This is a genomic window from Streptomyces sp. NPDC047525, from assembly GCF_040643025.1.
GTDB lineage: Bacteria > Actinomycetota > Actinomycetes > Streptomycetales > Streptomycetaceae > Streptomyces > Streptomyces durmitorensis.
The window spans coordinates 524,587-550,230 of the sequence record NZ_JBEYTL010000003.1; the positions used below are offsets into that span (position 1 = coordinate 524,587).

General features: G+C 72.7%; 24 protein-coding genes. 9 read left to right on the top strand and 15 right to left on the bottom strand.

All coding sequences use genetic code 11. The annotated features are described in order from the left end of the window. Nucleotides 1-48: 48 nt before the first annotated feature. Nucleotides 49-1,014, bottom strand: coding sequence for a non-homologous end-joining DNA ligase (gene ligD / locus ABZ833_RS11265; protein ID WP_361044256.1), 966 nt, complete (start codon nt 1,012-1,014; stop codon nt 49-51). 135 nt (nt 1,015-1,149) lie between these two features. On the opposite strand from ligD, the gene ABZ833_RS11270 reads away from it, so the two are divergent. Further along, complete coding sequence (locus tag ABZ833_RS11270) at nt 1,150-1,722, top strand: hypothetical protein (RefSeq protein ID WP_361044258.1); 573 nt, start codon at nt 1,150-1,152, stop codon at nt 1,720-1,722. A 60-nt stretch (nt 1,723-1,782) separates the two neighbouring features. Here ABZ833_RS11270 and ABZ833_RS11275 read toward each other — a convergent pair whose 3' ends face one another. Then, nucleotides 1,783-3,630: a transketolase gene (locus ABZ833_RS11275; protein WP_361044260.1), complete on the bottom strand. Its 1,848-nt coding sequence runs from the start codon at nt 3,628-3,630 to the stop codon at nt 1,783-1,785. Between the two features lie 293 nt (nt 3,631-3,923). On the opposite strand from ABZ833_RS11275, the gene ABZ833_RS11280 reads away from it, so the two are divergent. The 6 genes from ABZ833_RS11280 to ABZ833_RS11305 all read left to right on the top strand — a co-directional run bounded on the left by ABZ833_RS11280 (nt 3,924) and on the right by ABZ833_RS11305 (nt 9,552). Then, nucleotides 3,924-5,024: an enolase C-terminal domain-like protein gene (locus tag ABZ833_RS11280; protein WP_361044263.1), complete on the top strand. Its 1,101-nt coding sequence runs from the start codon at nt 3,924-3,926 to the stop codon at nt 5,022-5,024. A gap of 29 nt (nt 5,025-5,053) precedes the next feature. Next, entirely contained in the window at nt 5,054-5,626 is a 573-nt protein-coding gene (locus ABZ833_RS11285) for a hypothetical protein (RefSeq protein ID WP_361044266.1), read from the top strand. 10 nt (nt 5,627-5,636) lie between these two features. Then, on the top strand, nt 5,637-5,990 hold the full coding sequence (locus ABZ833_RS11290) for a VOC family protein (RefSeq protein WP_361044268.1): 354 nt from the start codon (nt 5,637-5,639) through the stop codon (nt 5,988-5,990). Nucleotides 5,991-6,047: 57 nt separating this feature from the next. Beyond that, complete coding sequence (locus tag ABZ833_RS11295) at nt 6,048-6,719, top strand: GntR family transcriptional regulator (RefSeq protein ID WP_249586716.1); 672 nt, start codon at nt 6,048-6,050, stop codon at nt 6,717-6,719. A 189-nt stretch (nt 6,720-6,908) separates the two neighbouring features. Continuing rightward, nucleotides 6,909-8,198: an amidohydrolase family protein gene (locus ABZ833_RS11300; RefSeq protein ID WP_361044272.1), complete on the top strand. Its 1,290-nt coding sequence runs from the start codon at nt 6,909-6,911 to the stop codon at nt 8,196-8,198. 58 nt (nt 8,199-8,256) lie between these two features. Next, nucleotides 8,257-9,552: an amidohydrolase family protein gene (locus ABZ833_RS11305; protein WP_361044275.1), complete on the top strand. Its 1,296-nt coding sequence runs from the start codon at nt 8,257-8,259 to the stop codon at nt 9,550-9,552. A gap of 292 nt (nt 9,553-9,844) precedes the next feature. Here ABZ833_RS11305 and ABZ833_RS11310 read toward each other — a convergent pair whose 3' ends face one another. Then, entirely contained in the window at nt 9,845-11,824 is a 1,980-nt protein-coding gene (locus ABZ833_RS11310) for a DUF5107 domain-containing protein (protein WP_361044277.1), read from the bottom strand. A 122-nt stretch (nt 11,825-11,946) separates the two neighbouring features. On the opposite strand from ABZ833_RS11310, the gene ABZ833_RS11315 reads away from it, so the two are divergent. Beyond that, the gene (locus tag ABZ833_RS11315; protein ID WP_361044279.1) at nt 11,947-12,288 is read left to right on the top strand and encodes a DUF6204 family protein; all 342 of its coding nucleotides are present in this window, start codon (nt 11,947-11,949) and stop codon (nt 12,286-12,288) included. On the opposite strand, the gene ABZ833_RS11320 is transcribed toward ABZ833_RS11315, so the two are convergent. From ABZ833_RS11320 to ABZ833_RS11365, 10 genes are all read right to left on the bottom strand, one after another. Further along, nucleotides 12,285-12,830 (bottom strand): GNAT family protein, encoded by a 546-nt coding sequence (locus ABZ833_RS11320; protein ID WP_361044282.1) that lies wholly within the window; start codon nt 12,828-12,830, stop codon nt 12,285-12,287. The two genes, ABZ833_RS11315 and ABZ833_RS11320, sit on opposite strands and share 4 nt — an antisense overlap. 20 nt (nt 12,831-12,850) lie before the next feature. Next, complete coding sequence (locus tag ABZ833_RS11325) at nt 12,851-13,156, bottom strand: hypothetical protein (protein ID WP_361044792.1); 306 nt, start codon at nt 13,154-13,156, stop codon at nt 12,851-12,853. A 2-nt stretch (nt 13,157-13,158) separates the two neighbouring features. Continuing rightward, nucleotides 13,159-13,407 (bottom strand): DUF1049 domain-containing protein, encoded by a 249-nt coding sequence (locus ABZ833_RS11330; protein WP_249586721.1) that lies wholly within the window; start codon nt 13,405-13,407, stop codon nt 13,159-13,161. 141 nt (nt 13,408-13,548) lie between these two features. Continuing rightward, complete coding sequence (locus tag ABZ833_RS11335) at nt 13,549-15,270, bottom strand: CocE/NonD family hydrolase (RefSeq protein WP_361044795.1); 1,722 nt, start codon at nt 15,268-15,270, stop codon at nt 13,549-13,551. A gap of 282 nt (nt 15,271-15,552) precedes the next feature. Then, entirely contained in the window at nt 15,553-16,479 is a 927-nt protein-coding gene (locus tag ABZ833_RS11340) for an LD-carboxypeptidase (RefSeq protein ID WP_361044285.1), read from the bottom strand. Next, complete coding sequence (locus ABZ833_RS11345; protein ID WP_361044798.1) at nt 16,476-18,461, bottom strand: LpqB family beta-propeller domain-containing protein; 1,986 nt, start codon at nt 18,459-18,461, stop codon at nt 16,476-16,478. Before ABZ833_RS11345 ends, ABZ833_RS11340 begins: the two co-directional genes overlap by 4 nt. A 36-nt stretch (nt 18,462-18,497) precedes the next feature. Then, entirely contained in the window at nt 18,498-19,850 is a 1,353-nt protein-coding gene (locus tag ABZ833_RS11350; RefSeq protein WP_249586724.1) for a M20/M25/M40 family metallo-hydrolase, read from the bottom strand. Further along, on the bottom strand, nt 19,843-20,676 hold the full coding sequence (locus ABZ833_RS11355; protein ID WP_361044287.1) for a M55 family metallopeptidase: 834 nt from the start codon (nt 20,674-20,676) through the stop codon (nt 19,843-19,845). Before ABZ833_RS11355 ends, ABZ833_RS11350 begins: the two co-directional genes overlap by 8 nt. Before the next feature lie 80 nt (nt 20,677-20,756). Then, the gene (locus ABZ833_RS11360) at nt 20,757-21,254 is read right to left on the bottom strand and encodes a pyridoxamine 5'-phosphate oxidase family protein (RefSeq protein ID WP_361044290.1); all 498 of its coding nucleotides are present in this window, start codon (nt 21,252-21,254) and stop codon (nt 20,757-20,759) included. Nucleotides 21,255-21,285: 31 nt separating this feature from the next. Continuing rightward, nucleotides 21,286-22,686 carry an MFS transporter gene (locus tag ABZ833_RS11365; RefSeq protein ID WP_361044801.1) on the bottom strand — a complete coding sequence of 467 codons (1,401 nt, stop codon included), beginning with the start codon at nt 22,684-22,686 and terminating at the stop codon, nt 21,286-21,288. Nucleotides 22,687-22,916: 230 nt separating this feature from the next. Between ABZ833_RS11365 and ABZ833_RS11370 the strand changes: the two genes are divergently transcribed. Beyond that, nucleotides 22,917-23,876, top strand: coding sequence for a LysR family transcriptional regulator (locus ABZ833_RS11370; RefSeq protein WP_361044292.1), 960 nt, complete (start codon nt 22,917-22,919; stop codon nt 23,874-23,876). Here the strand turns inward: ABZ833_RS11370 and ABZ833_RS11375 are convergent. Then, nucleotides 23,860-24,864 carry a tellurite resistance/C4-dicarboxylate transporter family protein gene (locus ABZ833_RS11375; RefSeq protein WP_361044295.1) on the bottom strand — a complete coding sequence of 335 codons (1,005 nt, stop codon included), beginning with the start codon at nt 24,862-24,864 and terminating at the stop codon, nt 23,860-23,862. The two genes, ABZ833_RS11370 and ABZ833_RS11375, sit on opposite strands and share 17 nt — an antisense overlap. An 87-nt stretch (nt 24,865-24,951) precedes the next feature. Next, a complete protein-coding gene (locus tag ABZ833_RS11380) occupies nt 24,952-25,593 on the bottom strand; it encodes a TetR/AcrR family transcriptional regulator (RefSeq protein ID WP_249586729.1) in 642 nt (213 codons plus the stop codon). Nucleotides 25,594-25,644: the final 51 nt, after the last annotated feature.

The window sequence follows — 25,644 nt, forward strand, 5'->3', positions numbered from 1 at the left end:
TCACACCGCGCGCCGAGTCCGAGTGACCCCGCGCGCCATGGCCAAACCTCAGCCGCGCAGCGCGCGCAGCTTGCGGCGGGCCGGGCCCAGGGCGCGGCCCGAGCGCAGGAGTCCCGCCCAGGGGTCGGTGCGGGCCTGCTCGACGGCGCCTTCGATGGTCCAGCGGCGGGCGCCGAGCGCGGGGTCGTCGACGGCCTCCCAGGCGACGGGCACGGCCACCGGCGCGCCGGGCCGTGCGCGGACCGAGAAAGGGGCGACGACGGTCTGCGCGTACGCGTTGCGCTGCACGTCCAGGTAGAGACGGTCGCCGCGGTCCTTCTTGCGGGCGGCCGTGGTGAGCTGCTCGGGGTGGGCCTGGGCGAGGGTCTCGGCGACGTCCTTGGCGAAGGCGCGTACGTCGTCGAAGTCGTGGCGGCCGTTGAGGGGCACGATGACGTGCAGTCCGCGCGAGCCCGTGGTCATCAGGGCGGAGGGCAGCCCGACGTGGTCGAGCAGTTCGCCCAGGAGACGCGCCGCGTCGCGCACGGGGCCGAAGTCGTCCTTGGCCGGGTCGAGGTCGAAGACGAGCCGGTCGGGATGGGTGACGCCGCCGGTGCCGCCGACGCGGGACGTCCAGCGGTGCAGCGTGAGGCAGGCCTGGTCGGCGAGGTAGAGGAGCGTGGCGGTGTCGTCGCAGACGGTGTGCGTGACGGTGCCGCCCTCCTTGGCGACCTCGGCGCGGGTGATCCAGTCCGGGTAGTGGCCGGGGGTGTCCTTCTGCATGAAGCGGGGCCCGTCGACGCCGTCCGGGTGCCGCTCCAGCATTAAGGGGCGGCCGCGCAGGTGGGGCAGCATGAACGGGGCCACGGCCCGGTAGTAGTCGGCGAGGTCCCCTTTCGTGTAGCCCGCTTGCGTGTGGCCCGCCGATCCGTCGGTCGTGCGGCCCGCCGTGCCGTCGGCCGGGAAGAGGACCTTGTCGGGCCGGTGCAGCTGGACGGTGTGGCCTCCCGCCCGCAGGGTTCGTGCGCTGGTCATGTGGGGTTCCTTTCATGCTGCGTAGGGGTGCTGACGACACCTGAGGACGGGGGCTGACGGGCGTGCCCCGGGCCGCGTGCGCCGGAAGGATTCAGAGGGACGGTTCAGGTCGGACCGGAGTGAGCGAGGCAGACCATGGCGAACGGAACGCAGAGACATCCGGGGCAGGGGCGCCCTGACGGGCCCGCCGAGAGCTCGGCGCGGCCGGGGATCCGGCGCCCCCTCCCCACTCCCCGGTCCGGCGGCGGGGAGCCCGCCCCTCCCCCGGCCGTCCGCGCCGCGTTCGCGCTCTGGATCACCGCGGTCGTGGCGGGCTTCTTCGAGACGGTGCTCATGGTCGGCCGGCTGATCTCCGACGGCGACACGTCCGCCGGGGAGATCGCGGGCGGCCTGCTGGTACGGATGACCGTGTTCTCGGCGGCCGTCCTGGTCGCCGTCCAGCTGCGCCGCGGCAGGAACTGGGCCCGCCTGACGCTCGCCGTGGGGCTCGGTGTCCTCGGCACGCTGTCCCTGGTGGTCGAGCCCGTCCGGTGGCTGGCCGACCATCCGCTGGGCGACGCCTTCCGGGACCTGGACGTGGTGGACGTCCTGTTCGGCGCCAGCCGCGTACTGCATCTGAGCGCGGTGCTCGCGGCGATGGTCCTGATGTTCGCGCCCACGGCCAACGCCTGGTTCAGGGCGCGGACCGCGAAGCCCGGGAAGCGCTGACGGTCCGGCGAACCCACGAAGCACGGACGGCCCGGCAAGCCCACGCAGCACTGACCGGCCTCACCGCACCACCGCCTGCTCCACGAGCAGCCGCGCCGCCGCCGCGATGGACTCGGCGTCGATTCCGGCGGCGCGCAACTGCTCGTCGGGGGACGCCGATCCCGGCATCGTCCGCACCGCGAGCCGCACCAGGCGCGGCACCGGGCTCCCGTCACCGAAGGCCTCGAAGACGGCGTCACCGATGCCGCCCTCCGGCCGGTGGTCCTCGACGGTGAGCAGACAGCCGGTGCGGTCGGCGGCCTCGCGCAGGGTGGCGCGGTCGACGGGCTTGACCGAGTACAGGTCGATGACCCGCACCTGAATGCCCTCACGGTCCAGGAACTCGGCGGCCGTCAGCGCCTCGTGGACGGTCACGCCCGCCGCCACCAGCGTGAGCCGGTCGGCGTCGGACGAGCGCAGGACCTTGGAGCCGCCGACGGGGAACTCCTCTCCGGGCCCGTAGATGACGGGCGTCTCCCCGCGCGACGTACGGAGGTAGCGCACGCCGTCCAGGCCCGCCATCTGCGCGACGAGCCGCCCCGTCTGGTGGGCGTCGCACGGATACAGGACCGTCGAGTCGTGCACGGCGCGGAACATCGCCAGGTCTTCGAGCCCCATCTGGGAAGGACCGTCCTGGCCGATGGCGACGCCCGCGTGGGAGCCGACGAGGTTGATGCCGGAGCCGCTGATCGCCGCCATGCGGATGAAGTCGTGGGCGCGGGTGAAGAAGGCCGCGAACGTCGACGCGTACGGAACCCAGCCGCGGGCCGCCAACCCCACGGCGGCAGCCACGAGTTGCTGCTCGGCGATGTAGCACTCGAAGTAGCGGTCGGGGTGCTCCTTGGCGAAGTACTCCGCCCGCGTGGAGTCGCCGACCTCCCCGTCGAGGGCCACGATGTCGCCGCGCGCGGTGCCGAGCGCGGCGAGCGCCTGGCCGAAGGCGGTGCGGGTGGCGACCGATTCGCCCACCTCGTGGCGCGGCAGCTCCAGATGGCCGGTGCGCGTCGCGTGCAGCGCCCGCGCGGCGGCGGGCTTGCGCACCTCGACGCGGACGTCGTGCGCGCCGCCCAGCTCCTCGATCGCCGCCCGTGCCTCCGGCAGGGGCTTGCCGTGCATGCCCTCGCGGTCCTCGACGGAGGCGACACCCTTGCCCTTGACGGTGCGGGCGAGGATGGCCGTGGGCTGCCGGGTGGTGGAGCGGGCCTCCTGGAAGGCGAGGTCGACCGCGTCCAGGTCGTGGCCGTCGACCTCGACGACGTGCCAGCCGAAGGCGGCGAACCGGCGGGCGTAGGCGCCGAGATCCCACGCGTGGCGGGTGGGGCCGCGCTGCCCCAGGCGGTTGACGTCGACGAGGGCGGTCAGGTTGTCCAGGTGCTCGTACCCGGCGTGCTCGACCGCCTCCCACACCGAGCCCTCCGCAAGCTCGCTGTCGCCGCACAGCACCCAGACCCGATAGGGGATCCGGTCGAGCCGCTTGCCCGAGAGCGCCATGCCGACGCCGACCGGAAGCCCCTGCCCCAGGGATCCGGTGGCGGTCTCCACCCACGGGATGCGGCGCGGCGTCGGGTGTCCCTCCAGACGGCTGCCCTGGGTGCGGAAGGTCAGCAACTCGCTGTCGGTGACCACGCCCGCCGCCTTGTACGCCGCGTACAGGAGCGGCGACGCATGTCCTTTGGAGAGGATGAAGCGGTCGTTGCCCGGATGGTCGGGCCGGTCGAAGTCGTAGTGCAGGTGGCGCCCCAGGAGCACCGCCATCAGGTCGGCGGCGGACATCGACGAGGTGGGGTGGCCGGATCCCGCGGCATCCGCAGCCCGGACGGAGTCGACCCGCAACTGCCGTGCGAGCTGGGCGAGTTCACTGGTGGTCATGGCGGGTCCTCCTTGGCTGGGGGCGTTCGGTCGCGGCGGTCCGCCGGTCGCGTCGGGCCGCCGGCTTCCGCCGCGCGGGACCTCCCGTCGGCACGGGCACGCGGGACTCCCGGTTGCCCCGGCGGACCGCCGCCAAACTCCGCCGGACTCCGGGCCCTGCCCCCGGTACGCACGCCGTTTGCCCGGCGGGCTTCGGGATACCCGTCCGGGGACGCCACCGCAGGTGCGGGCGAGAGCCGACGCCGCGCCGCCCCACGGCCCCCCACCCCCGCATGTGATCCAGGACGGTCCCGATGAAGGACGCAGTGCCCATCGAAAGCCCCGCCATGTCCGCGTACCTGGTGCCCGCGGACGCCCCCGAGGCGGACGGCACCTTCGCGTGGGAGAGCACGACGATCGTGTTCGTCGAGGTCACCGCGGGCGACGCGACGGGCACGGGCTGGACCTACGCTCCCGCGTCCACCGTGGCCCTGATGGCCGAGCAGCTCGTCCCCGCCGTCACGGGACTCGACGCCCTCGACATCCCCGCGGCGCACGCGGCGATGACGAAGGCGATCCGCAACACCGGCCGCCCCGGCGCCGCCTCGTGCGCCGTGTCGGCGATCGACATCGCCCTGTGGGACCTGAAGGCACGCCTCCTGGAGATCCCGCTCATACGTCTCCTGGGCGCGGCCCGCGACGAGGTCCCCGTCTACGGCAGCGGAGGCTTCACGACGTACCACGACACGCATCTGGCGGCCCAGCTGAACGGCTGGGTGCACGGCCAGGGCATACCCCGCGTCAAGATAAAGGTCGGCGAGGACTGGGGGCGGGCCGCGGCCCGCGACGTGCTGCGGGTGCGCACCGCGCGTGACGTCATCGGCTCGCAGGCCGAGTTGTACGTCGACGCGAGCGGCGGCTACACCCGCAAGCAGGCGGTCCGGGTGGGCCGGGTCCTCGCCGAGCACGGGGTGGGCTGGTTCGAGGAGCCGGTGCCGTCGGACGACCTGCGGGGGCTCGCGCTGGTGCGGGACGCGCTGGTCTGCGACGTGACGGCCGGCGCATACGGCTACGACCTCCCGTACTTCGCGCGGATGGTGCCCGCCGTGGACTGCCTCCAGCTGGACGCGACGCGCTGCGGCGGTCTGACCGAGTGGCTGCGCGCCGCGGCCCTCGCGCAGGCGCACGGCATCGAGGTCTCGGCCCGCTGCGCCCCGCACGCGCATGCCGCGGTCGCCGCGTGCGTACCGAATCTGCGGCACATCGAGTGGCTCCACGACCATGTGCGGGTCGAGTCGATGTTCTTCGACGGCGCCCTCGATCCGACGGGCGGCGTCGTCCGCCCCGACGGCGGCATCGGCCACGGCCTGGAGCTGCGGCGCACCGAGGAGGTCGAGGAATACCGGGTCGCGTGAGACCGCACCGGCCTGCCACGCTCCCCTCCATGCACACGACGGAAGCACTGCTCATCGGAGGCCGTTCCGGGGTCGGCAAGTCCTCGGTCGGCTGGGAGGTCGCGGCGCTGCTGCGGGCGGCGGACGTGGGGCACGCGTACATCGAGGGCGACACCCTGGACACGGTCCACCCGGCACCGGAGGGCGACCCGCACCGCGCGCGGATCACCGAGCGCAACCTCGCGGCGATGTGGGGGAATTACAGCGATCTCGGCTGCCGCCGCCTCGTCTACACGAACACGGCGAGCGTGCTCGGCAGCGAGGAGTGGATGTTCGTCAGCGCCCTGCGCGGGCCGCGCATCATCCGTGTGCTCCTCACGGCGACGGATGCCACCGTCGAGGAACGCCTCACCCGCCGCGAGCTGGGCTCGGAGCTCGAACAGCAGCTGCGCCGGAGCGCTTTCATGGCCCGCCGCCTGGAGGAGCACGCGGCCGACGGCACGCTTCGCGTGGCGACGGACGGGCGGCGGGTCGCGGACATCGCGGCCGATGTGGTGGCCGCCACGGGGTGGATGTCCCGGAAGTCGCCGGAAACGATCTCGCGTCCGGGCCCGGCCAACTAGGCTCGCCCGTATGGAGATCCTGGGAGCCACGCTGCGTATCTGCGTCGAGGACCTGGAGTCCTCGGTCGCCTTCTACGAACGTCTCGCGGGCGGTCCCGCGCAGCGTTTCGAGCGTGGGGGCGTGTCGGTCGCGGCGGTCGGGTGCTTTCTGTTGATGAGCGGTCCCGAGAAGGAGATCGAGATCCTCCGGAAGGTCTCGGCGACGATCGCGGTGGAGAACGTCGACGAGGCGTACGCCGTCCTGAACGCGTCCGGCGCCCATGTCATCGCGGGCCCCGTCCCGACCCCGGTGGGCCGCAATCTCATCGCGATGCATCCGGACGGCGCGGTCTTCGAGTACGTGGACCGGCGCGCCGCGACCTGACCGCCCCGGCCGCCCCGTATCCTCCACGGCAGGCAGGCCGAACGGAGGACGGTGCACGTGGCGGGCAGTGCGAGCGGTACGGAACGGGTGTCGTTGAGCGCCCAGGCGCGCGAGGCCGTCCGGCAGCGCATCGTGGACCGCCGCTATCCACTGGGCGCGCGCCTGGTGGAGCGTGAGGTCGCCGAGGAGCTGCGGATGTCGCGGGTTCCCGTGCGGGAGGCGATGCGCGCGCTGGTCGCCGAGGGCCTCCTCGAGCTCCTGCCGCACAGCGGGGTGCGGGTGCGCCGCCTGGAGCGTTCCGACGTGCGGCATCTGTACGAGGTGTGGGAGCCGCTCGCGGTCCAGGCGTCCCGGCTCTCCGCGCGCCGGGTGGCGGAAAGCGCGCCGGACGAGCCGCCGGGGCTCGCCGCGCTGCGGGCCACGCTCGGCCAGGCCGAGCAGGCGTCGGACGTGGACGACGGGCCGCGCGAGGTCGCCGCGCACACGGCCTTCCACGAGGGCATCGTGACCCTCTCCGGCAATCCTCTGCTGGCCCGCACGATGGAGCAGCTGAGCTGGCAGCTCCAGCTCCTGTTCGGCATGCGCGCGGAGCCGGACCACATGCGGGCCCAGCACGGCCTGATCTACCGGCAGATCGCGGCGGGCGACGAGGAGACCGCGGCGGCGAGCACGCTGCTGCACGTGCGGGACAGCCAGGCGGTGGCGCTGCGGTCGCTCTTCGAGGCGTGACCGAGGAGGCGTGACCGAGGCAGGACCCCGCCTCCCCTTTTCGTATACCAGTGAGGAAATCCCTCGCCATCATTCCAGGACATTCGACTACAGGACCCCTATCCTGCCCCGCCCTTCCTTGCGGGCGGCTCCAGCTTGGTATACAAACTGCGGACGCGTTCCCTCCGCAACACGTCCTGGAGCAGTCCCATGTGCGTCGAGTCCATTCCTCCGCCCTCCTCCCGGCTCACCCGCCGCGGCGTCCTCGCGGGTGCGGCGGCGCTCGCCGGGACCACGGCCGCGCTGGCCGCCTCCGCGCCGCGGGCCGACGCCGCCGCATCCGGCACCACCGCTCGCGAGGGGCGGCGGACCGGCGGCGATCTGGTCATCGAGGGCGGCACCCTCCTGGACCCCGCGACCGGCGAGGTGACCGAGGACGCGGTGGTCGTCGTCGTGGACGGCGTCGTCCGCTCGGCGGGCAGGCGCGGCCGGGGCGAGGTGCCGGACGGGGCCGAGGTGATCGACGCGCACGGGCAGTGGATCCTGCCGGGCCTCGTCGAGGGGCACATCCACCTCAACACCGCCGCCGAGGCCCGCGACGCGGTACTGCTCGGCGCGACCAGCGCCCGCAGCGGTTCGACCAACTTCTTCCAGGACATCGCCGTGCGGGAGCTGGCCCGCCAGGCCCCGGAGCAGGCGCCCCGGCTGCGCGCCGCCGGTGTCTTTGTCACGCCCGACCTGGGCGACACGATCCTCGCCGACCCGGAGCTGACCCCGCTGGCCAGGCTGCGGGACGGCGTGCGCTCGCCCGAGGCGCTGCGCCGCGTCGTCGAGGTCAACCTCGCCCGTGGCGCCGACGTCATCAAGACCCGGGTCAACGAGCGGGCGGGCCTGCCCGAGCAGGACCCGCTGGCCCAGGTGTACGACCGCGAGCAGTTGTCCGCCGTGGTCGCGGCGGCCCGGCGCGGCGGCAAGGGCGTGCTCTGCCACAGCTACAGCGAGAAGGGCTGCCACGACGCCGTCATGGCGGGCATCCGCTCGCTGGAGCACGGCGCGTTCGTCGGCGAGCGCACGCTGCACGAGATGCGGCGCAGGGGCACGTACTTCACGCCGACCCTCACCGCGATCGCCGGTCTCGCCGGCTCCCCGGACCCGGTGCTCGCCGAGCGCGGCCGCCAGTACCTGCCGGTCCTGAAGCGGGCCGTGCTCGCCGCGCACGAGATGGGCGTGCCGCTCGCGGCGGGCACGGACTCCTCCGGCGGGAAGATCAAGCCCATCGGCCGCGAGGTGGAGCTGATGCACGCGGCCGGGCTCCCGGCGCTCGACGCGATCCGCACGGCCACCACCGGGGCCGCGAAGCTGCTCGGCCTTGAGCGCACGGCGGGCCGCCTCGCGCGCGGCTTCGCCGGTGACGTGATCCTCCTGGACGGCGACCCGCTGTCCGACGTGACGGTCCTCAAGAAGCCCCTGCGCGTGGTCCGTTCGGGCATCGCGCTCTGAACCCCACCGTCCCCTTTTCGGCAGTCATCTGCGCACCCCATCCCCGAAGGAGACCCCTATGACGCCTCTCTCCCGTCGCGGCGTGCTCGGCGCCGCCGCCGCGTTCGCCGGTACCGGAGCCGCCGTGGCGGCCGGCTCCCCGGCCACCGCCTCGTCCCGTGGCGACGGCCACCGCCCCCAGGCCGTGGTGTTCCGCAACGTCCGCCCCTTCGGCGCGAAGAAGCCCGTCGACCTCACGGTGGTCGACGGCCGGATCACGGACGGCCGGGCCCCCAAGGGCGCCAAGGTGATCGACGGCGGCGGCCGGGTCGCCCTGCCCTCGCTCGTGGACGCCCACATCCACCCGGACAAGACGACGTGGGGCAGCTCCTGGATCACGCGGAAGCCGGCGAGCGGCATCGCGGATTACTGCGCCCAGGACGTGGAGGTGTTCAAGAGCCAGCCGCGGCCCGTCGGCGAGCGGGCGTACGGCCTGATGGCGCACGCCGTGACCCGGGGCACCCGCGCGATGCGCGCCCACGTGGACGTGGCGCCCGCGTACGACCTGGCCGGCGTCGAGGGCGTGAACGCGGCCCGCAAGCGGCTCGGGCACGCCCTGGACGTGCAGGTCGTGGCCTTCCCGCAGCACGGCGTGATCCGGACCCCGGGCACGGCGGAGCTCCTGGAGGAAGCGGCCCGTTCCGGCGCGATCGATCTGGTCGGCGGCATCGACCCGATCAGCTTCGACAACGCGATGGACGAGCAGCTCGACCTCGTCTTCGGCCTCGCGGACCGGCACGGGGTCGGCGTGGACATCCACCTGCACGACCGCGACGAGAAGGGCACGAAGGTCCTGCGGGCCATCATCGACCGCACCCGCGCCCTCTCCCTGCGCGGCAAGGTCACGGTCAGCCACGTCTTCTGCCTGCCGAACCTGTCCGGCGCCGAACTGGACAAGATGGCGGCCGACTTGGGCGAGCAGGACATCTCCCTGACGACGGTCGCGCCGAACGAGTCGCTCGTCCTGCCGATCGCGAAGCTGCGCGAGCACGGCGTGCGGGTCGGGCTCGGCTCGGACGGGGTGCGCGACTCGTGGAGCCCGTTCGGCAACGCCGACATGCTGCACCGCGCGCACATACTCGGCTGGGTCACCGACGTCCGCCTCGACGACGAACTCGCCGACTGCTACGGCGTGGGCGCGCACGGCGGCGCCGACGTGATGGGCCTCGACCACGCGGACCTGAAGCCCGGCGCCCCCGCCGACTTCATCCTCGTCCGCGGCGAGTGCCTGCCGCAGGTCCTGGTGGACATGCCGCAGCGGGACATGGTCGTCCACGGCGGCCAGGTCGTGGCCAGGAACGGCGAGTTGGCGTAGCCCGACCCCCTGGGGGCGACCGACTCCCGCCCCCAGGACCACCCACCACCCCGAAGCCCCGCGCCCCGCCGACTCCTCCTCATACGCGAGGAGCAACCCGCCACAGGCCAGGGCGGATCCGCCGCAGCCGGGCATGGTGACCACCACGGCGACATCGTGGCCAGGAACGGCGAGTTGGCGTAGCCGATGCCCTGGGGGGCGGCCAACTCCCGCCCCCAGGACCACCCACCGGTCCGAAGCCCTGCGCCCCGCCGACTCCCTGGGGGGCGGCTGCCCCGCCCCCCCAGGGCCTTCACTCCTCCGAGGCTGCCCGCATCCGGTAGTCGTACCGGGCGGGCAGCTTCTCGTCGGTCGCCGCGTGCCACAGCTCGCCCAGGACCTCGGCGCCCTCGCGCAGGTCGGCCACCTCGAAGCCCTCGTCGAATATCGCCCGCGCCGCGTCCCTCTCCCCCTCGGCCAGGAGCAGTTGGACCTCGACGAGGCGGAAGCGGCCCTCCGCCCGCGTGGATTCGGGCAGCCGCTCCCACACGCCGCGCGCCGCCGCCTGCCGTCCGGCGGCGAGCAGGACGCCTATCGCCTCCCTGCCGAGGGCCGCACTCGCGGACGTCCACAGGGTGCCGTCGTCGCGCCGCTCCTGGCACAGGTCGTCGAAGGCTTCCGCGTACCGGTCCGCGGCGCGCTCGATGTGGTCCGAATCCTGGTCGGCGACCGCGAGGCACCGCAGCAACGGCCAGCGCGATGGGGCGAGTTCGAGGCCGCGCTCCCAGCTGCGCACCGCCTGCGCACGGTCGCCCGCGTGCCACTGCGCCACGCCCAGGTGGTACTCGGCGACCGGCCGCGCGGGCGCCGTCTCCAGCATGTCCCGCCAGTGCGGGGCGACCAGGGTCGGCCCCGGCGGCGCCACCCGGCGCGGCTCGGGGACGGCGCCGGAGTGCAACAGCTCGAGCCACGGCTCCTGTTCGGGGCCCAGCGTGCCCTCGGCGAACGGCGTGCCCGGCAACTTGTGGTCCGCGCGCAGGACTTCGAGCGCGCCCCACCCCGACCCGGTGGCGAGCACCTCGCCCGGCTCGGTGTCCGCGCACGGCCGCCACGCGTCGTACGCCTCCTCCACCGCGGCCCGCGGCAGCGCGTCGGCGAGCCGCGCCCGCGCCTCCTCACGCGCGGCGGGCCAGTCGCCGCCGTGCACCAGGGCCGGGTCCGCCGACAGCGGGCCGTACGACTCCAGCCACGTGAACTCGCTCTCGGAGTCCAGGCGTACGTGCTCGAGCTGCGTGCGCGCGAGGCCCGCCTGGATCTCCGCGTACCCGCCGGTGCCCGGCTCCGTCAGCCACTCCTGCCAGCGCTGCCCGCCCGTGCCGGAGCCCCACACGAAGAGCTTGCGGCCGCGCAGCAGGTCGGTCGACGTCTGGACGAGGCCGTGCCCGTCGTCGTCGAGGGCGGCTATCCAGCGCCGGGCCCGGTCCGGTACGTCGTAGAAGTAGTCCGCCGCGTACTCGCTGCGGGGCGGGTACGTCCGGTCCACCCCGCCGGTCTCGGGCACCGCCACCCGGCGCAGGCCACCCTCGTACCCGAAGTGCCAGGCCTCGTCTGCCGGGGCGAGGACCCTGCGCTCCTGCGGCACCGCGATGTTGGACCACCAGTAGACCGGCACCGCCTTCTCGTGCGGATTGCGGATGCGCACGCCGACATGGAGGAAGTCGGACCCCTCGGGCAGCCACAGGTCCACCTGGAACGGCACGTCCCGCAGCCGCTCCCACTCCCAGAGCCGCAGCATCTCGCCGCCGTCGGGCGCCGTCACGCGCGCGGCGTGCAGCGGCGCGCAGGACAGGGTCGTATGGCCGGTGGCGCCGATGTTCCACTCGATGCCGCCGGAGAACCAGGCGCCGTTGAGCGCGAAGGCGGCGGGCTGCAACACCGGGTTGCGGTAGAGGAGTTCACGTCCGGTCGGCTTGTGGAAGAGGGAGTGGACACGGCCGCCGAAACCCGGCAGGACGGTGGCGCGCAGCCGGTCGTTCTCGATGACCAGGGTGTCGAGCGTGGTCTCGGTCCGCTCGCGTCCGTACCCGTCGAGCACCCGCGTCGGCAGGATGCCGCGCAGCGGCTCGTACCCCAGCTGCCGCGCCATGTCGCGCGGAAGCCCCTGTCTGCCGCGCTCGTCCAGGGTGTGCACCTCACGGAGCGGCCGCAGGGGCGGCAGGGGGTTCTCGGGGCCCAACGGGGCGGCGGGCAGCGTCAGTACGTCACGTCGCACGGTGGTCGTCACGATCACCATGGAACACGGTCGTCGCCGTCCCGACCAGGGGCTCTCCCGGTCAGGATTATGCAAAGGCGCGCGGCACGCCCGCGACGTACGCTGAGGCCTTCGGTGAACGGCGAGAGAGCGGGACGCACAGCATGGGCACGCAGCACACCTACCGGGTGATCGTCCGGGGCACGTGGGACGGCCTGACGGACGCGGCGCGGGACCTGCTCCTGTCCGAGGTCGGGGAGCAGAGCCTGTCGCAGTTCCAGTTCACGCCGGAGGGCTCGCTCTCGTACGACCGCACGCTCAAGCGCTTCACGTACCGCTTCGAGGTCCTCTCGGACGCCGAGGACGGCGAGGAGATGGCTCAGGCGCTCGCGGAGGACCGGGCTGAGACGGCACTGCGGGCACGCGGCCTCGGCTTCCGCGACCTGAAGTGCTCGGCGACGGACATGGACACCATGAAGATCAACCGGAAGCCGTCGCGCCGCTAGCCGGTCGTCCCGGCGGTCAGCGCCCACCGCTGGTGATCGCGCCACGCCCCGTCGACGAAGAGGAAGTCCGGCGAGAAACCCTCGAGGCGGAACCCGCAGCGGCGGGCGAGCGCGATCGACGCGGTGTTGCCCGGCTGGACGTTGATCTCCAGGCGGTGCAGGTCGAGCACCGCGAAGGCGTACCGCACGACGAGCCCGAGCCCCTCCCCCATCAGCCCACGGCCCGCCGCGTGCGCGAAGGCGCCGTACCCCAGCGCCCCGCACCGGAAGGCGCCCGCGACGATGTTGTTGATGTTGATGAACCCGGCGATGGCACCGTCCGCCTCCCGGTCACACACCAGGAACCCCGCCTTGCCCCGGCCCTCGATGAGCGCGCCCGCGTACGCGGCGTAGGCCTCGTCCGTGGTGGGCGGGAAGAGCCAGGGGCGGTGCAGCTCCCGGCTCTCCCGCGCGCGTGCGGTGAACTCGGGGCCGTCGGCGTGGGTGAAGGGGCGTATGCCCACGCGGGGCCCCTCGGCGAGATGGACGGTGTCGTCGGACATCCGGACACGCTAGCCGCTCCCTATACGGGGCAGCGCTCGGCCTTCTTCACGACGCCGATGGTGACCGTCTGCCCGGTCAGTTCCTTGCCGGGCGCCGGAGACTGCGTGCACACCTTCCAGCTGAGCGGCCACAGGACGTTGCGCTGGTGGCCGCTGACGTCCCGCACCTCGACGCGGGTGCGGTAGTCGACCCCGGAGAAGACCCGCGCGAGGCCCTGCCCCCGGAAGTCCGGCATCGGCGGTCCTGCCGCCGCCGCGGTCGTCACGGTCATGACGCCCGCGGCGAGCGTGGCGCCCGCGACGACTCCCGCACGCCTGATGAGCATCCTCACTTGCGCCTCCGCATGTAGTACGCCCCGCACAGCGCACCGATGACCGCCGTGCCGAACAGGGCCATCCACAGCGGCACGGTCACTTCGGGGATCAACAGCCTGATCTTGGTGCTGCGGGTGTTCTCGAAGATGAAGACCAAGGTGAGGACGGCGAGCAGGGCGACGACGATCCTGCCGGGCGTCACTGCGCCACCGCCGCCGCCCGAGCTGCCCTTGGAGCCGCCCGAGGAGGTGCTGGGACTCATCGTGAACCCTTCCGTCGGAGCATTCGACCGGCCTCCCCCGGTGACCAGCATGGGCAGCTGGGCCGGGTTCGCGCGCGGTGGGTGCCCCTCCGGGGTGGGGGTGTGGGCCGTCCGGGTGAGCCCGGGTGAGCTCCAGGAGGCTCAGCGGACGACGGGCAGCTGGATCACCCCGGTGTCGTCGGGCGCGCTGGTGACGGTCACCGGCTTCACCCCCCTGTTCCCGGCATACGCGTCATCGCTGGCCGCCACCACGAACTGCAGCCTGTGCCCCGCTTCGTACCGGTGCACGATCCCCGGCAGCGACACGGTGAACGGCTTCGTCACGTCCGGCACGCGCACAGGCGCCACGAGCCGGTGCTGAAGCGTCTTCTTGCCGTCGGGCGCGATGTCGTAGAGCTTGGCGAAGAGGACCAGCTTGTCGGCCGCGTCGCCGGAGTTCTGCACCCTCTCGGTCCTGGGCGAGACGACCTTCAGGGTGGCCTTCGCGGAGCCGACGACGTCCACGGCCGTGGTCAGCGGCTCGGTCGTCCAGTCGAGGTAGGTGCCCTTGGTGTCGCGCGGGGCGGGGTCGGGCAGGCCGATCATGCCGGCGAGTGAGCTCTCGGAGTGGCTGGTGGGGATCAGCCAGTTGCGGTACTCGCGGCTGCCGCGCGCGACCTTCTTCCGGTTGTCGACGAGCTTGCCGTCACCGGACAGATACAGCTTCTGGCTCAGGGCGGGCACCTTCGATGCCGTCGCGTAGGTGCCGTTCGGTCCGCTGTCGACGGGGACCCAGTCCTGGTGGTAGGCGAAGGCGGGTCCGGTGTCGGCGCCCTTGTTCTGCCGGAGGTAGCGGTCGAACCACGCCAGGACGCGCTTGCCGACGTAGCTCGTCTCCAAGTTGCCCTCGGAGAGGTTGAGTTCACCGGACGCGGCGTCGGTGAGGCCTCCACTGTGGCCCCAGGACTGCCAGATCATCTTCGTCGTGGTGCCCTGCGCCTTGAGCGTCTCATACGTCGCCTGCGCCTCGTTCAGGTTGAAGAGGCTGTCGGCCTGGCCCTGGATCAGCAGGGTGGGCGCCTTGACCTGCGGCAGGTACGAGACGGGCGAGACGCTGCGCGCGTACTCCTGGAGTGCCTCGGTCTTGTCGGCGGGGTAGCGGCCCGAGTTGAGCGTGCGGATCGTCTCGCAGGCCTTCGTGACGAAGTGCAGGCAGGTCAGGGAGTTGATGCGGGACGGGTCAAGGCTCGGCTCCAGGAGCGGCTGGCCCTCGCCGATGAGGTAGAAGCCGTTCATCCACTGCCATTTGGAGGCGCCGGGGACGCTGCGGTCAAAGGCGTTGTTCGGGTCCAGCGAGTAGCTCAGGTCGTTCCAGGTGATCATCGGTACGAGGGCGTCGACCCGGTGGTCCACGGCGGCCGTCGCCATCTGGACCGCCCCGCCGTACGAACCGCCGATCATGCCGACGCGGGGATCGGCCTTGCCGTCCTTGGTGACGTAGTCGACCGTCGTGCCGTCGTCGGCCGCGCGCTTCCCGGCGAGGAAGTCGACGAGCCCGGAGGCGGCCTTGCCGTCGGTCTTCGGGTCGTCGAGCGAGATCAGGCAGCCGGACTTGCCGAAGCCGAGCCCCGAGTAGACGAGCCCGACATAGCCGCGCTCGGCGAAGGCCTTGCCGGTGGCCGCGGTCGAGCCGTCCGACTTGCTGCCGCCGAAGCCGTTGGTGGTGAGGACGGCGGGCGCGGGGTGCGCGGCGTCCACGCCGGCGGGGCGGTAGAGGTCGGCGTCGACGGTGCACCTCCTGCCGCCCGCGTCGACCGTGAACTTCAGCGGGGTGACCGTGAATTGGCCGGTGGCGCTCGCGGGCGCGGGCGCCGCGAGCGCCAGGGGCGCGGCGAGGGCGGCGCCGACGGCGAGTGCGAGCGGCGCGCGGGAGCGGGAGCGGGAGACGGCACGACGGGACGCGGTACGACGGGACACGAGACCTCCACGCTGAGGACAGCCGACTACCGACCGGTAAGTAACCGGCCAGGGGTCATGTTGTGACACGTGTCAGGCGTGGGTCAACGCTCGTGACAGGAGTTTCTCGCCAGGAGTTGACGGAGATTCAGTGAGGGGAATCAGCGAGGGACTTCAGCGAACGGGCACGCACTCACGCGGCCGCGGTCCTCACACCAGCGCGGGTACATCCAGCGTCAACGTCCCCGCCTCCGCGTCCAGTTCACCCGCGACCCCGAACGGAACCGTCAGTGCCCCCTCGCAGTGCCCGAAGCCGAACTCCTCGACGACCGGCACCCCGAGACCGCCGAGCCGGTCGCGGAAGAGCGCCCGCACCATGCCGGGCGGCTCGCAGTCCACCCACGACCCGAGGGCGATCCCCGCGACGCCGTCCAGCCAGCCGGACCGCGAGAGCTGCGTGAGGATGCGGTCCAGGCTGTAGGCCTCCTCGCCTATGTCCTCGACGCACAGGATCCCGCCCCGCGCGGACACCCGCGCCCCGGGCGTGCCGAGCTCCGCCGCCAGGAGGCTCACGCACCCGCCGAGGGTGACTCCGCGCGCCCTCCCCGGAACCAGCGCGGCCGCCCCCTCCGGAGCGATCACCTGTACCGACTCCGGCTCGAAGAGCGTCGCGCGCAGGTGCTCCTGCGCCCGCGTGCTCTTCAGGAAGTCGACGACGGCGGTCATCGGCCCGTGCAGCGTGGCGAGGCCGAGCCGCGCGGCGAACGCCTCGTGCAGCGTGGTGATGTCGCTGTAGCCGAGGAACACCTTGGGCCCGGCCGCACGCATCGCCGGCCAGTCCAGGAGGTCCACCATGCGCGCGGCTCCGTACCCGCCGCGCGCGCAGAACACGGCGGCCACGGAAGGGTCGCACCAGGCGTGCTCCAGGTCCCGCGCCCGGTCGGCGTCCACGCCCGCGAGGTAGTCGAACTTCCGGTGCCGGTCCAGGACATGGGGAGCGACGACCGGTTCCAGGTCCCAGCCGCGCAGGATGTCGAGCCCCGCGTCCAGCTGGTCGCCCGGCACCGGGCCGCTGGGCGCCACGACGGCGACCCGCGCGCCCGGGGTCAGCCGCGCGGGACGCGTCAGGGGGTTCACTTGGCGAGCTCCAGGGTGGGGGCGCCACCGGACAGGTTCAGGCGGAACACCTGGGCGTAGAGGGAGAGTTCCGCCTCCAGGGCGCGGATCAGCGTGTCCGCGCGACGGAATCCGTGCCCCTCGCCCTCGAAGGCGATGTAGGCGTACGGCACGCCCCGCCCTTCGAGCTCGGAGACGAACCGCTCCGCCTGCTCGGGCGGGCAGATCACGTCGTCGAGCCCCTGGAGCAGCAGGAAGGGCACGCTGACCCGGTCGGCGTGCTCCGCGGGGGAACGCTCCACGTACCGCGTCGGCACCTCGTCGAACGGTCCGATCATCGAGTCCAGGTACCGCGACTCGAAGTCATGGGTGCCGCCCGCGGCCCACTCCGTGAGGTCGAGGACCGGGTAGATGATCGTGCCGCAGGCGTACACGTCCGTCGTGGTCAGCGAGGCCGCCGTGGTCCAGCCGCCCGCGCTGCCGCCGCGGATGGCGAGGCGGTCGCGGTCGGCGGTGCCCTCGTCGGCGAGCGCGAGCGCGACGGCCGCGCAGTCCTCGACGTCGACGATGCCCCACTGCTCGCGCAGGCGGTTGCGGTACGCGCGGCCGTAGCCGGTCGAGCCGCCGTAGTTGACCTCCGCGACGCCGATGCCGCGCGAGGTGAAGTAGGCGATCTCCAGGTCGAGCACGAGCGGGGAGCGGCCGGTGGGGCCGCCGTGCACCCACACCACGTACGGCGGGAGTTCGTCGTCGGGGGCGACGCGGGTCGGGTGGTGCGGAGGGTAGACGTGCGCGTGGATCTCGCGGCCCGCCGGGCCGCTGAACGTGCGGATGCGCGGCTCGGGGTAGTACGCGGTGTCCACCGGGTCGTCGTGCGCGGCGCCGATCACCCGGGCGCGGCCGGTGCTGGTGTCCAGCTCCACGACCTCGTACGCGCTGCGGGGGCTCGCCGCGACGCCGACGGCGCGGGTGCCGTTCACCGCGACGGTCGCCGACCACTCCGTCCAGGGTCCTGCCGCGTCGACGACCTCGCCGGTCTCCGGGTCGAGCACGCCGAGCGCGGTGGCGCCCTTGCCGTGCACGACGGCGACCAGGCCGCTGTCCAGGGGTGCGAACCAGCCGGAGCCGACCTGCCACAGGGGGCCCGCGAACTCCTCCTGGCGCGGACAGACCGGGGCTTCGTGCCCGCCGTTCACCGGGTCCGTGCGGTAGAGGTTCCACCACCCGGTCCGGTCGCTCGCGAACAGGAGCCGTCCGTCGGGCGCCCACTCCACCTGCGCGATGGACTCCTCCGGGCCGCCCGCGTACACCCGCGGCGCGCCGAACGTGCCGTCCGCCCTGATCTCGGCGACGAGGAGTTCCGTGCCGTCCCACGGCATCCGGGGGTGATCCCAGGCGATCCACGCCACGCGCGCGCCGTCCGGCGAGAGGCGGGGCCCCGTGATGAACCGGTGCCGGTCGTCGGAGAGTTCCCGCACCGCCGCGCGGTCGTCGGCCGCCGATCCGTCGAGCGGCACGGCGACGGCGACCCGCCGCACATCGGTCGGCCCCTGGCCGGTGAACTCCTCCAGGACGCACCAGACCTCGCCCCGGTCCAGGTGCACGCACAGGTCGACGTACCGCAGGCCGCCGCCCACGCCGGAGAGCGGGGTCAGCGGGCGCGGCGCGGCTGCGGGGGTGTCGGGCTCGTACGCGTACAGGCGCTGGTCCGCGAAATCGGCGAACACCACCAGCGGCCCCTCAGGCCCCACGGCCCCGGCCCAGGACCGCCCCCCGTACTCCATGACCCGGCTGCGCACGTTCCACGGCTCGGGCAGCACGGACTCCTCCGCGCCGCCCGGACGCCGCCGGATCAGGGCGCGCCTGCCGCCTTCGGCGGGCCTCGGCTCGGTCCACCACGCCTCGTCCCCGACGAAACCCACGTGGGCCGGTGAGCCGTCGTGGGCCGCGGCGAGCGCCGCGTCGATGGGTGACGGCCATGATCCGTAAGCCTGGGTCTCCATCATGTCCTTCTCTTCCCCCATGATCGGTTGTGTTCCCTAGGCCGTTCTCAGATAGCGGTCGAGGACGCGGACGCCGAAGTGCAGCGCGTCGACCGGGACGCGTTCGTCGACCCCGTGGAAGAGCGCCTGGTAGTCGAAACCCTCCGGTGTCTTCAGCGGCGAGAAGCCGTAGCCGGTGATGCCGAGTCGTGAGAACTGCTTGGCGTCCGTGCCGCCGGACATGCAGTACGGCACGACGTGCCCCTCGGGCGCGAACTCCTCGACGGCCGCGCGCATCTTCGCGTACGTCGACGAGTGGACCGGCGCCTGGAGCGCCACCTCACGGTGGTGGAACTCCCAGTCGACGTCCGCTCCGGTGAGCCGGTCAAGAGTGACGGCGAACTCTTCCTCCCCGCCTGGCAGAAAGCGGCCGTCCACATAGGCGACGGCCTCGCCGGGGATCACGTTCACCTTGTAACCGGCCTGCAGCATCGTCGGGTTGGCGCTGTTGCGCACGGTCGGCGCCACGAGGTCGGCGGCCGGACCGAGCTTCTCCAGGAGCGCGTCCACGTCGAACCCCGGCGCGTCCAGGTCTGCCTGTTCCCCGTACAGCGCGGCCAGTTCGGTCAGTGCGGCCCGCACCGTTGGCGTGATCCGCACCGGCCAGCGGTGGTCCCCGATGCGCGAGATGGCGGCCGCGAGCTTGCCCACGGCGTTGTCGGGGTTCACCTTCGAGCCGTGGCCCGCCTTGCCGCGCGCGGTCAGCTTCAGCCAGCCGGTGCCGCGCTCCCCCGCGGCGATGGCGTAGAGCTGGTTGCCGCGTCCGTCGTGGAAGGTGAAGGCTCCGGACTCACTGATGCCTTCCGTGCATCCCTCGAAGAGCGACGCGTGCTGATCGGCGAGGAACCCGGAACCGTCCTCGGCGCTCGCCTCCTCGTCGGCGGTGAACGCGATCACGATGTCCCGCCGGGGCCGCACTCCCGCGCGCGCCCAGCCGCGCACCACGGAGAGGATCATCGCGTCCATGTTCTTCATGTCGATGGCGCCGCGGCCCCAGACGACGCCGTCGCGGACCTCCCCGGAGAACGGGTCGACGGTCCAGTCGGCGGCCTCGGCCGGCACGACGTCCAAGTGGCCGTGCACGAGCAGCGCGTCGGCCGAGGGGTCCGTGCCCTCGATGCGCGCGACGACGTTCGTACGCCCTGGTGTGCGCTCCAGGAGGGTCGGCTGAAGCCCGGCTTCGGCGAGGCGCTCGGCGGCGTACTCGGCGGCGGGCCGCTCGCGGCAGTCGCCGCCGCCCCGGTTCGTGGTGTCGATGCGGATGAGCTCCGAGGTGAACCGGACCACCTCGTCGAGCGCCTGCCCGTCGACGTGTCCGGCGACCTGATGCCCCGGCTGCTCCTCAGCCATACTGCTCCTCCACTGCCGCCGAGGCGATCGTCGTGACCGCCTTGAACGTACGAATGCCCTCGTACATGGTCTCGCTGGTGTAAGCGATCTTCCGCTCACCGGTGCGTCGCACGCCCGGCACGACGGTGGACGCCATGGACAGGTGCTCGGCGTCGAATTCGAGCTCGACGGTGAACGGGCCGCCCTGAACCGGGTCGTGCCGCACGGCGAGGCTCGCCGCCTCCTTCGCCGCCGCCCGGATGTCGGACGCGGTGCGCCTCGGGGTGCGGCAGACCGCCGCGTACCGCGAGACGTGGTCCTTGACGGCGACCTTCAGGGCCCCGGGCGCGTAGCCGAGCGCGTCCTCGCAGGCCAGGTCGTCGCCGGTGACGAGGACGACGGGCACTCCGTACTCGGCGACGACGTGGGAGTTGAGCAGTCCCTCGCTCGCCCGGACGCCGTTGACCCAGACCCCGGTGATCGAGTTGGCGAGGTAGGTGTGCGCGAGGACGCCCTCCATGCCGGCGCCCGCGTGGTAGCCGATGAACGCGATGCCGTCCACGTCGTCGTGCTGGACGCCCTCGACCATGGAGAGGGACTTGTGCCGCCCGGTGAGCATCTGGGCCCGCTCGTCGAGGTTCTCCAGGAGGAGGTTGCGCATGGTCCAGTGCGCCTCGTTGATGAGCACCTCGTCGGCGCCCCCGTCGAGGAAGCCGAGCACGGCGGCGTTGACGTCCGATGTGAACATCGAACGGCACCGCTCCCACTGCGGCGTACCGGGCAGCACGTCGGCCGGCCAGGTCACGCCCGTGGCGCCCTCCATGTCGGCGCTGATCAGGATCTTCATGCCGCCTCACGCTACGCGGTCGCCAACTCCTGGGCCAGGTCCGTCGGCGACCGCGTCGCGTGCCCCCGCGTTATCGGTGATCAATTCGCCGTGACCGGCGTGGGCTGCCAGATCGTGCTGCGCAGATCCGATCCGCGGACCAGCTGGATCCGCCAGGGGTCGATGCGGATCACGTGGTACTCGGGATCCTCCGGGCCGCCGCGCCAGTAGTGGACGGGGTCGTATCCCACGCCCGGCGGCCCGCCTCTGGTGTAGAGGTCCCAGGCGTGGCGCTTGGAGGCCTCGTCGTCGGCCCAGGCGGAGAGGGCGTCGACGTGGACGGCGTTCTGGCGGGGGTTCCAGTAGGAGTAGGTGGTGTGCGGGTTGTCGGCCAGGTGGGCCGTCTTGACGGGGGTCTTGTAGGCGGCGAGCCAGCCGACCGGGCGTCCTTCGACGATCTCCCAGACGGGGAGCAGGACGCGGGCCCGTGGGCGGTTCCTGCGGTCGACGGTGATCATCGTGGCGTACTTGATGTCGCGTACGTACGAGAAGAACGTGTCCTGGAGGTCGGAGAAGTCGCTGACTTTGGTGGTGGGCATGGCGGGTGCTCCTTGCTCGATGGGTGGCGGGTCAGTTCGTCGCGGGGATCTCGGGGGTGCGCTCGTCCGCGGGTGTGCCGGACGCCGTCACCGTGCCCGGCCGCGAGCGGAGCCCGAAGGCGCTGATCAGCGCGGCGAGCAGGGCAGCGGCGAGCGGGACCCACAGGGCCGCGCGGTAGCCGTCGAGCTGCGCGGAGGGCGAACTGGACGTGGTGGCCCAGACGTTGACGGCCGTGACAGTGGAGAGGCCGAGCGCGGCGCCGAACTGGAAGGCGGTGTAGAGCAGCCCTCCGGCCAGGCCCTGCTCCTCCTCCTTGACGCCCTGGGTGGCGACGATGGTGAGCGGTCCGTAGGTGAGGGCGAAGCCGAGGCCGAGGACGATCAGGCTGGGGAACATCGCCAGGTACGTCCAGTCGGCGCCGACCGGCAGGAACAGGGCGTAGGAGAGCGCGGCGAGGAGAAGACCGCCGAAGATCACGCGGGCGTTGCCGAAGCGCTCGACCAGCTTGGGCGTGAGAGTGGGCGAGAGCACCGCGTCGATACCGACGACGATCATCGCGAAGCTGGTCTGGAGCGTGGACCAGTCCCGCAGCTCCTGGAGGTAGAGCACGACCAGGAACTGGAATCCGAAGAAGCCGCCCGCGAAGAAGAGACCCGCGAGGTTGGCGCGGACCAGGGCGCCGCTGCGGAAGATGCCAAGGCGGACGAGCGGGGACGGCGAGCGGCGCTCGGCGGCGACGAAGACGGCGAGGAGGGCGAGACCCGCGGCGAGGGTGCCGGCCGTGGCGGCGGCGCTCGCGTGGGAGGCGCGCTCGACGCCCAGGACGAGCAGCACGATCGCCGCGGTGACCGTGAAGGCGCCCAACAGGTCGACGCTCTGCCCGGTGCGGTCGGGACGCGGGGACTTGGGGACGAAGGCGAGCGCGGCGGCCAGGATCAGGGCGGAGAGCACCACGGGCACGAAGAAGACCCAGCGCCAGCCGATCGCGGTGAGCAGACCGCCGACGACCAGGCCGATCGAGAAGCCGCCCGCGGCGGTGCCGGAGTAGAAGAGCAGCGCCTTGTTGCGCCGCGGGCCCTCCTCGAAGCCCGTGGTGATGATGGAGAGGCCCGCGGGGGTCATGAAGGCCGCGGCGACGCCGGTGACGAAGCGGGCGACGATCAGCGTCCAGCCCTCGGTGGCGAAGCCGCCGAGCCCGGAGAAGACCAGGAAGACGGAGAGCCAGAAGACGAACATCTGACGGCGTCCGAAGAGGTCGGCCGCACGGCCGCCGAGCAGCATGAAGCCGCCGTAGCCGAGGACGTAGGCGCTCATGACCCACTGGAGGGACCCGGTGGAGAGGCCCAGGTCGGCGCGGATGGACGGCAGGGCCACGTTGAGCATGGCCACGTCGATGCCTTCGAGGAAGATCGCGCCGCACAGGACGAGCAGGACGCCCCACTCGCGGGGCTTGAATCCGGACGGGGCGACCGGGGCTGCGCTCGGCGCCCCGGCTGATGACTCTCTCTGCGTACTCACGTCGTTTCTCCGCCAATTCATCGGTGGTGCACGGGATTTCCCGGCTCACTCACCTTCGATCAGGGCGTACGGACGGAACAACGGCGAAGATCGCAACGTTCGTTCAACCAGGCTTACCGATCCGATCCGCCTGGGGGACATCGATGGAACGCGATGAACTGGAGTGCTTTCTGCTCCTGGCCGAGGAGCTGCACTTCGGCAGGACGGCCGAGCGCATGCGGCTGTCCCGCGCCCGGGTGAGCCAGCTGATCCAGCGCACCGAACGCCGCGTCGGCGCACCCCTGTTCATCCGCACCAGCCGCCGCGTCGGCCTCACGGCGGTCGGCCGTCAGCTCCGGGCCGACCTGGAGCCGCACCACCGGGCCATCGACGCCGCCGTCGAGCGGGCCGCGGCCACCGCGCGCGGCATCGACAGCGTGCTGCACGTGGGCTTCGCCAATCCGCTGGCCGGCGAGATCGTGATGCGGGCGACGGAGGCGCTGCGCGTGAGCCATCCGGGTCTTGCCGTGGAGATCTGCGAGGTGCCGCTCGGCGATCCGTACGGGCAGCTGCGCAAGGGCGAGTTCGACGTGCAGCTCACGGAGTTCCCGGTGCGCGAGGACGACCTGGGCGGCGGGCCCGCGCTGCTTGCGGAGGAGCGGGTCCTCGCGGTCGCATCGGCGCATCCGCTGTCCGCGCGGGACTCGGTGTCACTGGAGGACCTGGCCGACGTACCGCTCCTGACGATCGAGGGCGAGCTGCCCGACTACTGGCTGGAGCACCACGTCCCTTCGCGCACCCCGTCCGGCAGACCGATCGGCCGTGGTCCCGGCGTGACCAACATGCAGGAGGCGCTGATGATGGTCGCGGGCGGCAAGGGAGCGTTCCTCGCTCCCGCCCACACCGGGACGTACTTCACGCGGCCGGGTGTCGCGTACGTCCCCTTCACCGACGCCGAGCCGGTCGGGTACGGCCTGGTGTGGCGGGCAGGGCACGGCACGGGGGCGATCGAGACCTTCGCGCGGACCGCCCGCGACGTGGCGCGTGACGTGGCGCAGGGGGATCCCCGGAGCGTGGTGCCGGGGGCCGCCGTCACCCCCGCCGCCGTCACCCCGGCGGGCTGAGTCCGGCGGGGGCCCGGGGCGCGGTGCCCTCGCGCGCCGCACGGAACGCGCCCGCCCCGACCACGGCCCAGACCGCGAGCGCGGGCCAGAGCAGCACCTTCCCGCAGGTCCAGAGCGCCGGGACGTCCGCGGCCGTGGAGGTGGACAGGGCGGCGACGGCGGTCATGCCGAGGGGGAAGACGGTGGCCCAGCGGCGTACGTCGTGGTGGAGGCGCGGCCACCGCAGTTCGCAGACGACGAGCACCGCGTACCAGGCGAGGGCGAGGCCAAGGGCGACGAGGGTGATGATCCGCAGGGCGTCGTGCGCCGGGGTCGCCCACCGGAGCGGGCCGTGCGGCGCCGCTGCGGCGAGCGCGGAGATGGCCATGGCTCCGGCGATGATCCAGTGGTCGCCCTGGCCGGTGGCGAGCTGGCGGAAGTCGAAGCGGAGCAGCACCACGGCGTACAGGACGAGGCCGATGGCGAAGAGGGCGAGGGCGGGCCACATCAGCCATGTCTGCCGGTCGGCGGTGGCCACGGTGGCGGCGAGCACGACGATGGCCTGCGTGGCCACGCACACCAGGTAGGCGGCGCCCGGCACCCTGCTCTGCCAGTGGCGGATGACGTGGGACATCAGCAACGGCCAGAGCAGCACGCTGAGGCAGAGCAGTGCCACCGACACGGGCTGGTGTCCGAGCAGCGAGATGCGGGTGCCCAGGACCGCCGTCGCGGCGACGGCGGTCAGCGCGGGCGGGGTGTCGATCTCGTGGTGCCAGCGGTCCCGTTCGGTCAGCAGGTGCCGGACGAAGACGGTGGCGAGGAAGAGCCAGACCACCAGCGCCACGCCGAGCAGGACCAGTGACGCCCACTCCAGGCCGAGCAGGTGCAGCCCGACGGAGAGCACGGCGGTGGCCATGACCACGGCTCCCGACGCGGGCGGCAGACCGTCCGCCCAGTCCGTCAAGTCCGCCCGGCGGGGGCTGCGGCGGGCGGCTGCGTCGTTCGGCACGGGGCGGCTCCCTGGGCGTACGAGGACGTACGAAGGCGTACGAGCCCCCCGCCCGTGATCCTGACACGGCCGTCAGGTCCCGGCATGTCAGTCGGAGTGGCGCCGCTGGTAGTGCCCGCGCCAGCGGGGCGTCGCGGCGCCGCCCATCACCGTCATCACGACGTCATGGGCGAGGGAGTCGCTCACGGGGGCGTGGCCGAAGAGCACCCGGTGGTAGGTGGTGGCGGCGAGCACGTCCAGGAGCAGGTCGATGTCCGCGTCGGGGCGGATGTCGCCGCGTTCGATGCCGCGTCGCAGGGCCGCCTCGGTGGTGGCCCTTCTGGGGTGGAAGATCGTGTCGGCGAAGGTGCGGTCGAGCTCCGGGTCGTCGGCGAGGTCGGCCACCAGGGCAGGCAGGGTGCGGCGGCCGAGATTGCCGCCGAAGGCGCGGCCGATGGTCTCGATGCCCTCGATCAGGTCGCAGTGCGTGCAGCCGGTGTCCGGGGTGGGGGCGGTGCCCATGGTCTCGGCGAGCGCCGCGACGACAAGGCGCTGCCGGGACGCCCAGCGGCGGCGGATGGCGGGTTTGGTCGTGCCCGCGCGGCGCGCCACCGCCTCCATCGTCAGGTGGGCGTAGCCGGACTCCTCCAGGAGCTCCGCCGTCGCGGTCAGGATGGCCCCGTCGAGCCGGGTGTCGCGGGGCCGTCCCGCGGGACGTTCGGTGCGGCCGACGGAGTCGAGGGTTGCCATGGGACGCAGTATAGGTAGCATGTGATTTCGTTCCGTTCCGGATCGAAACAT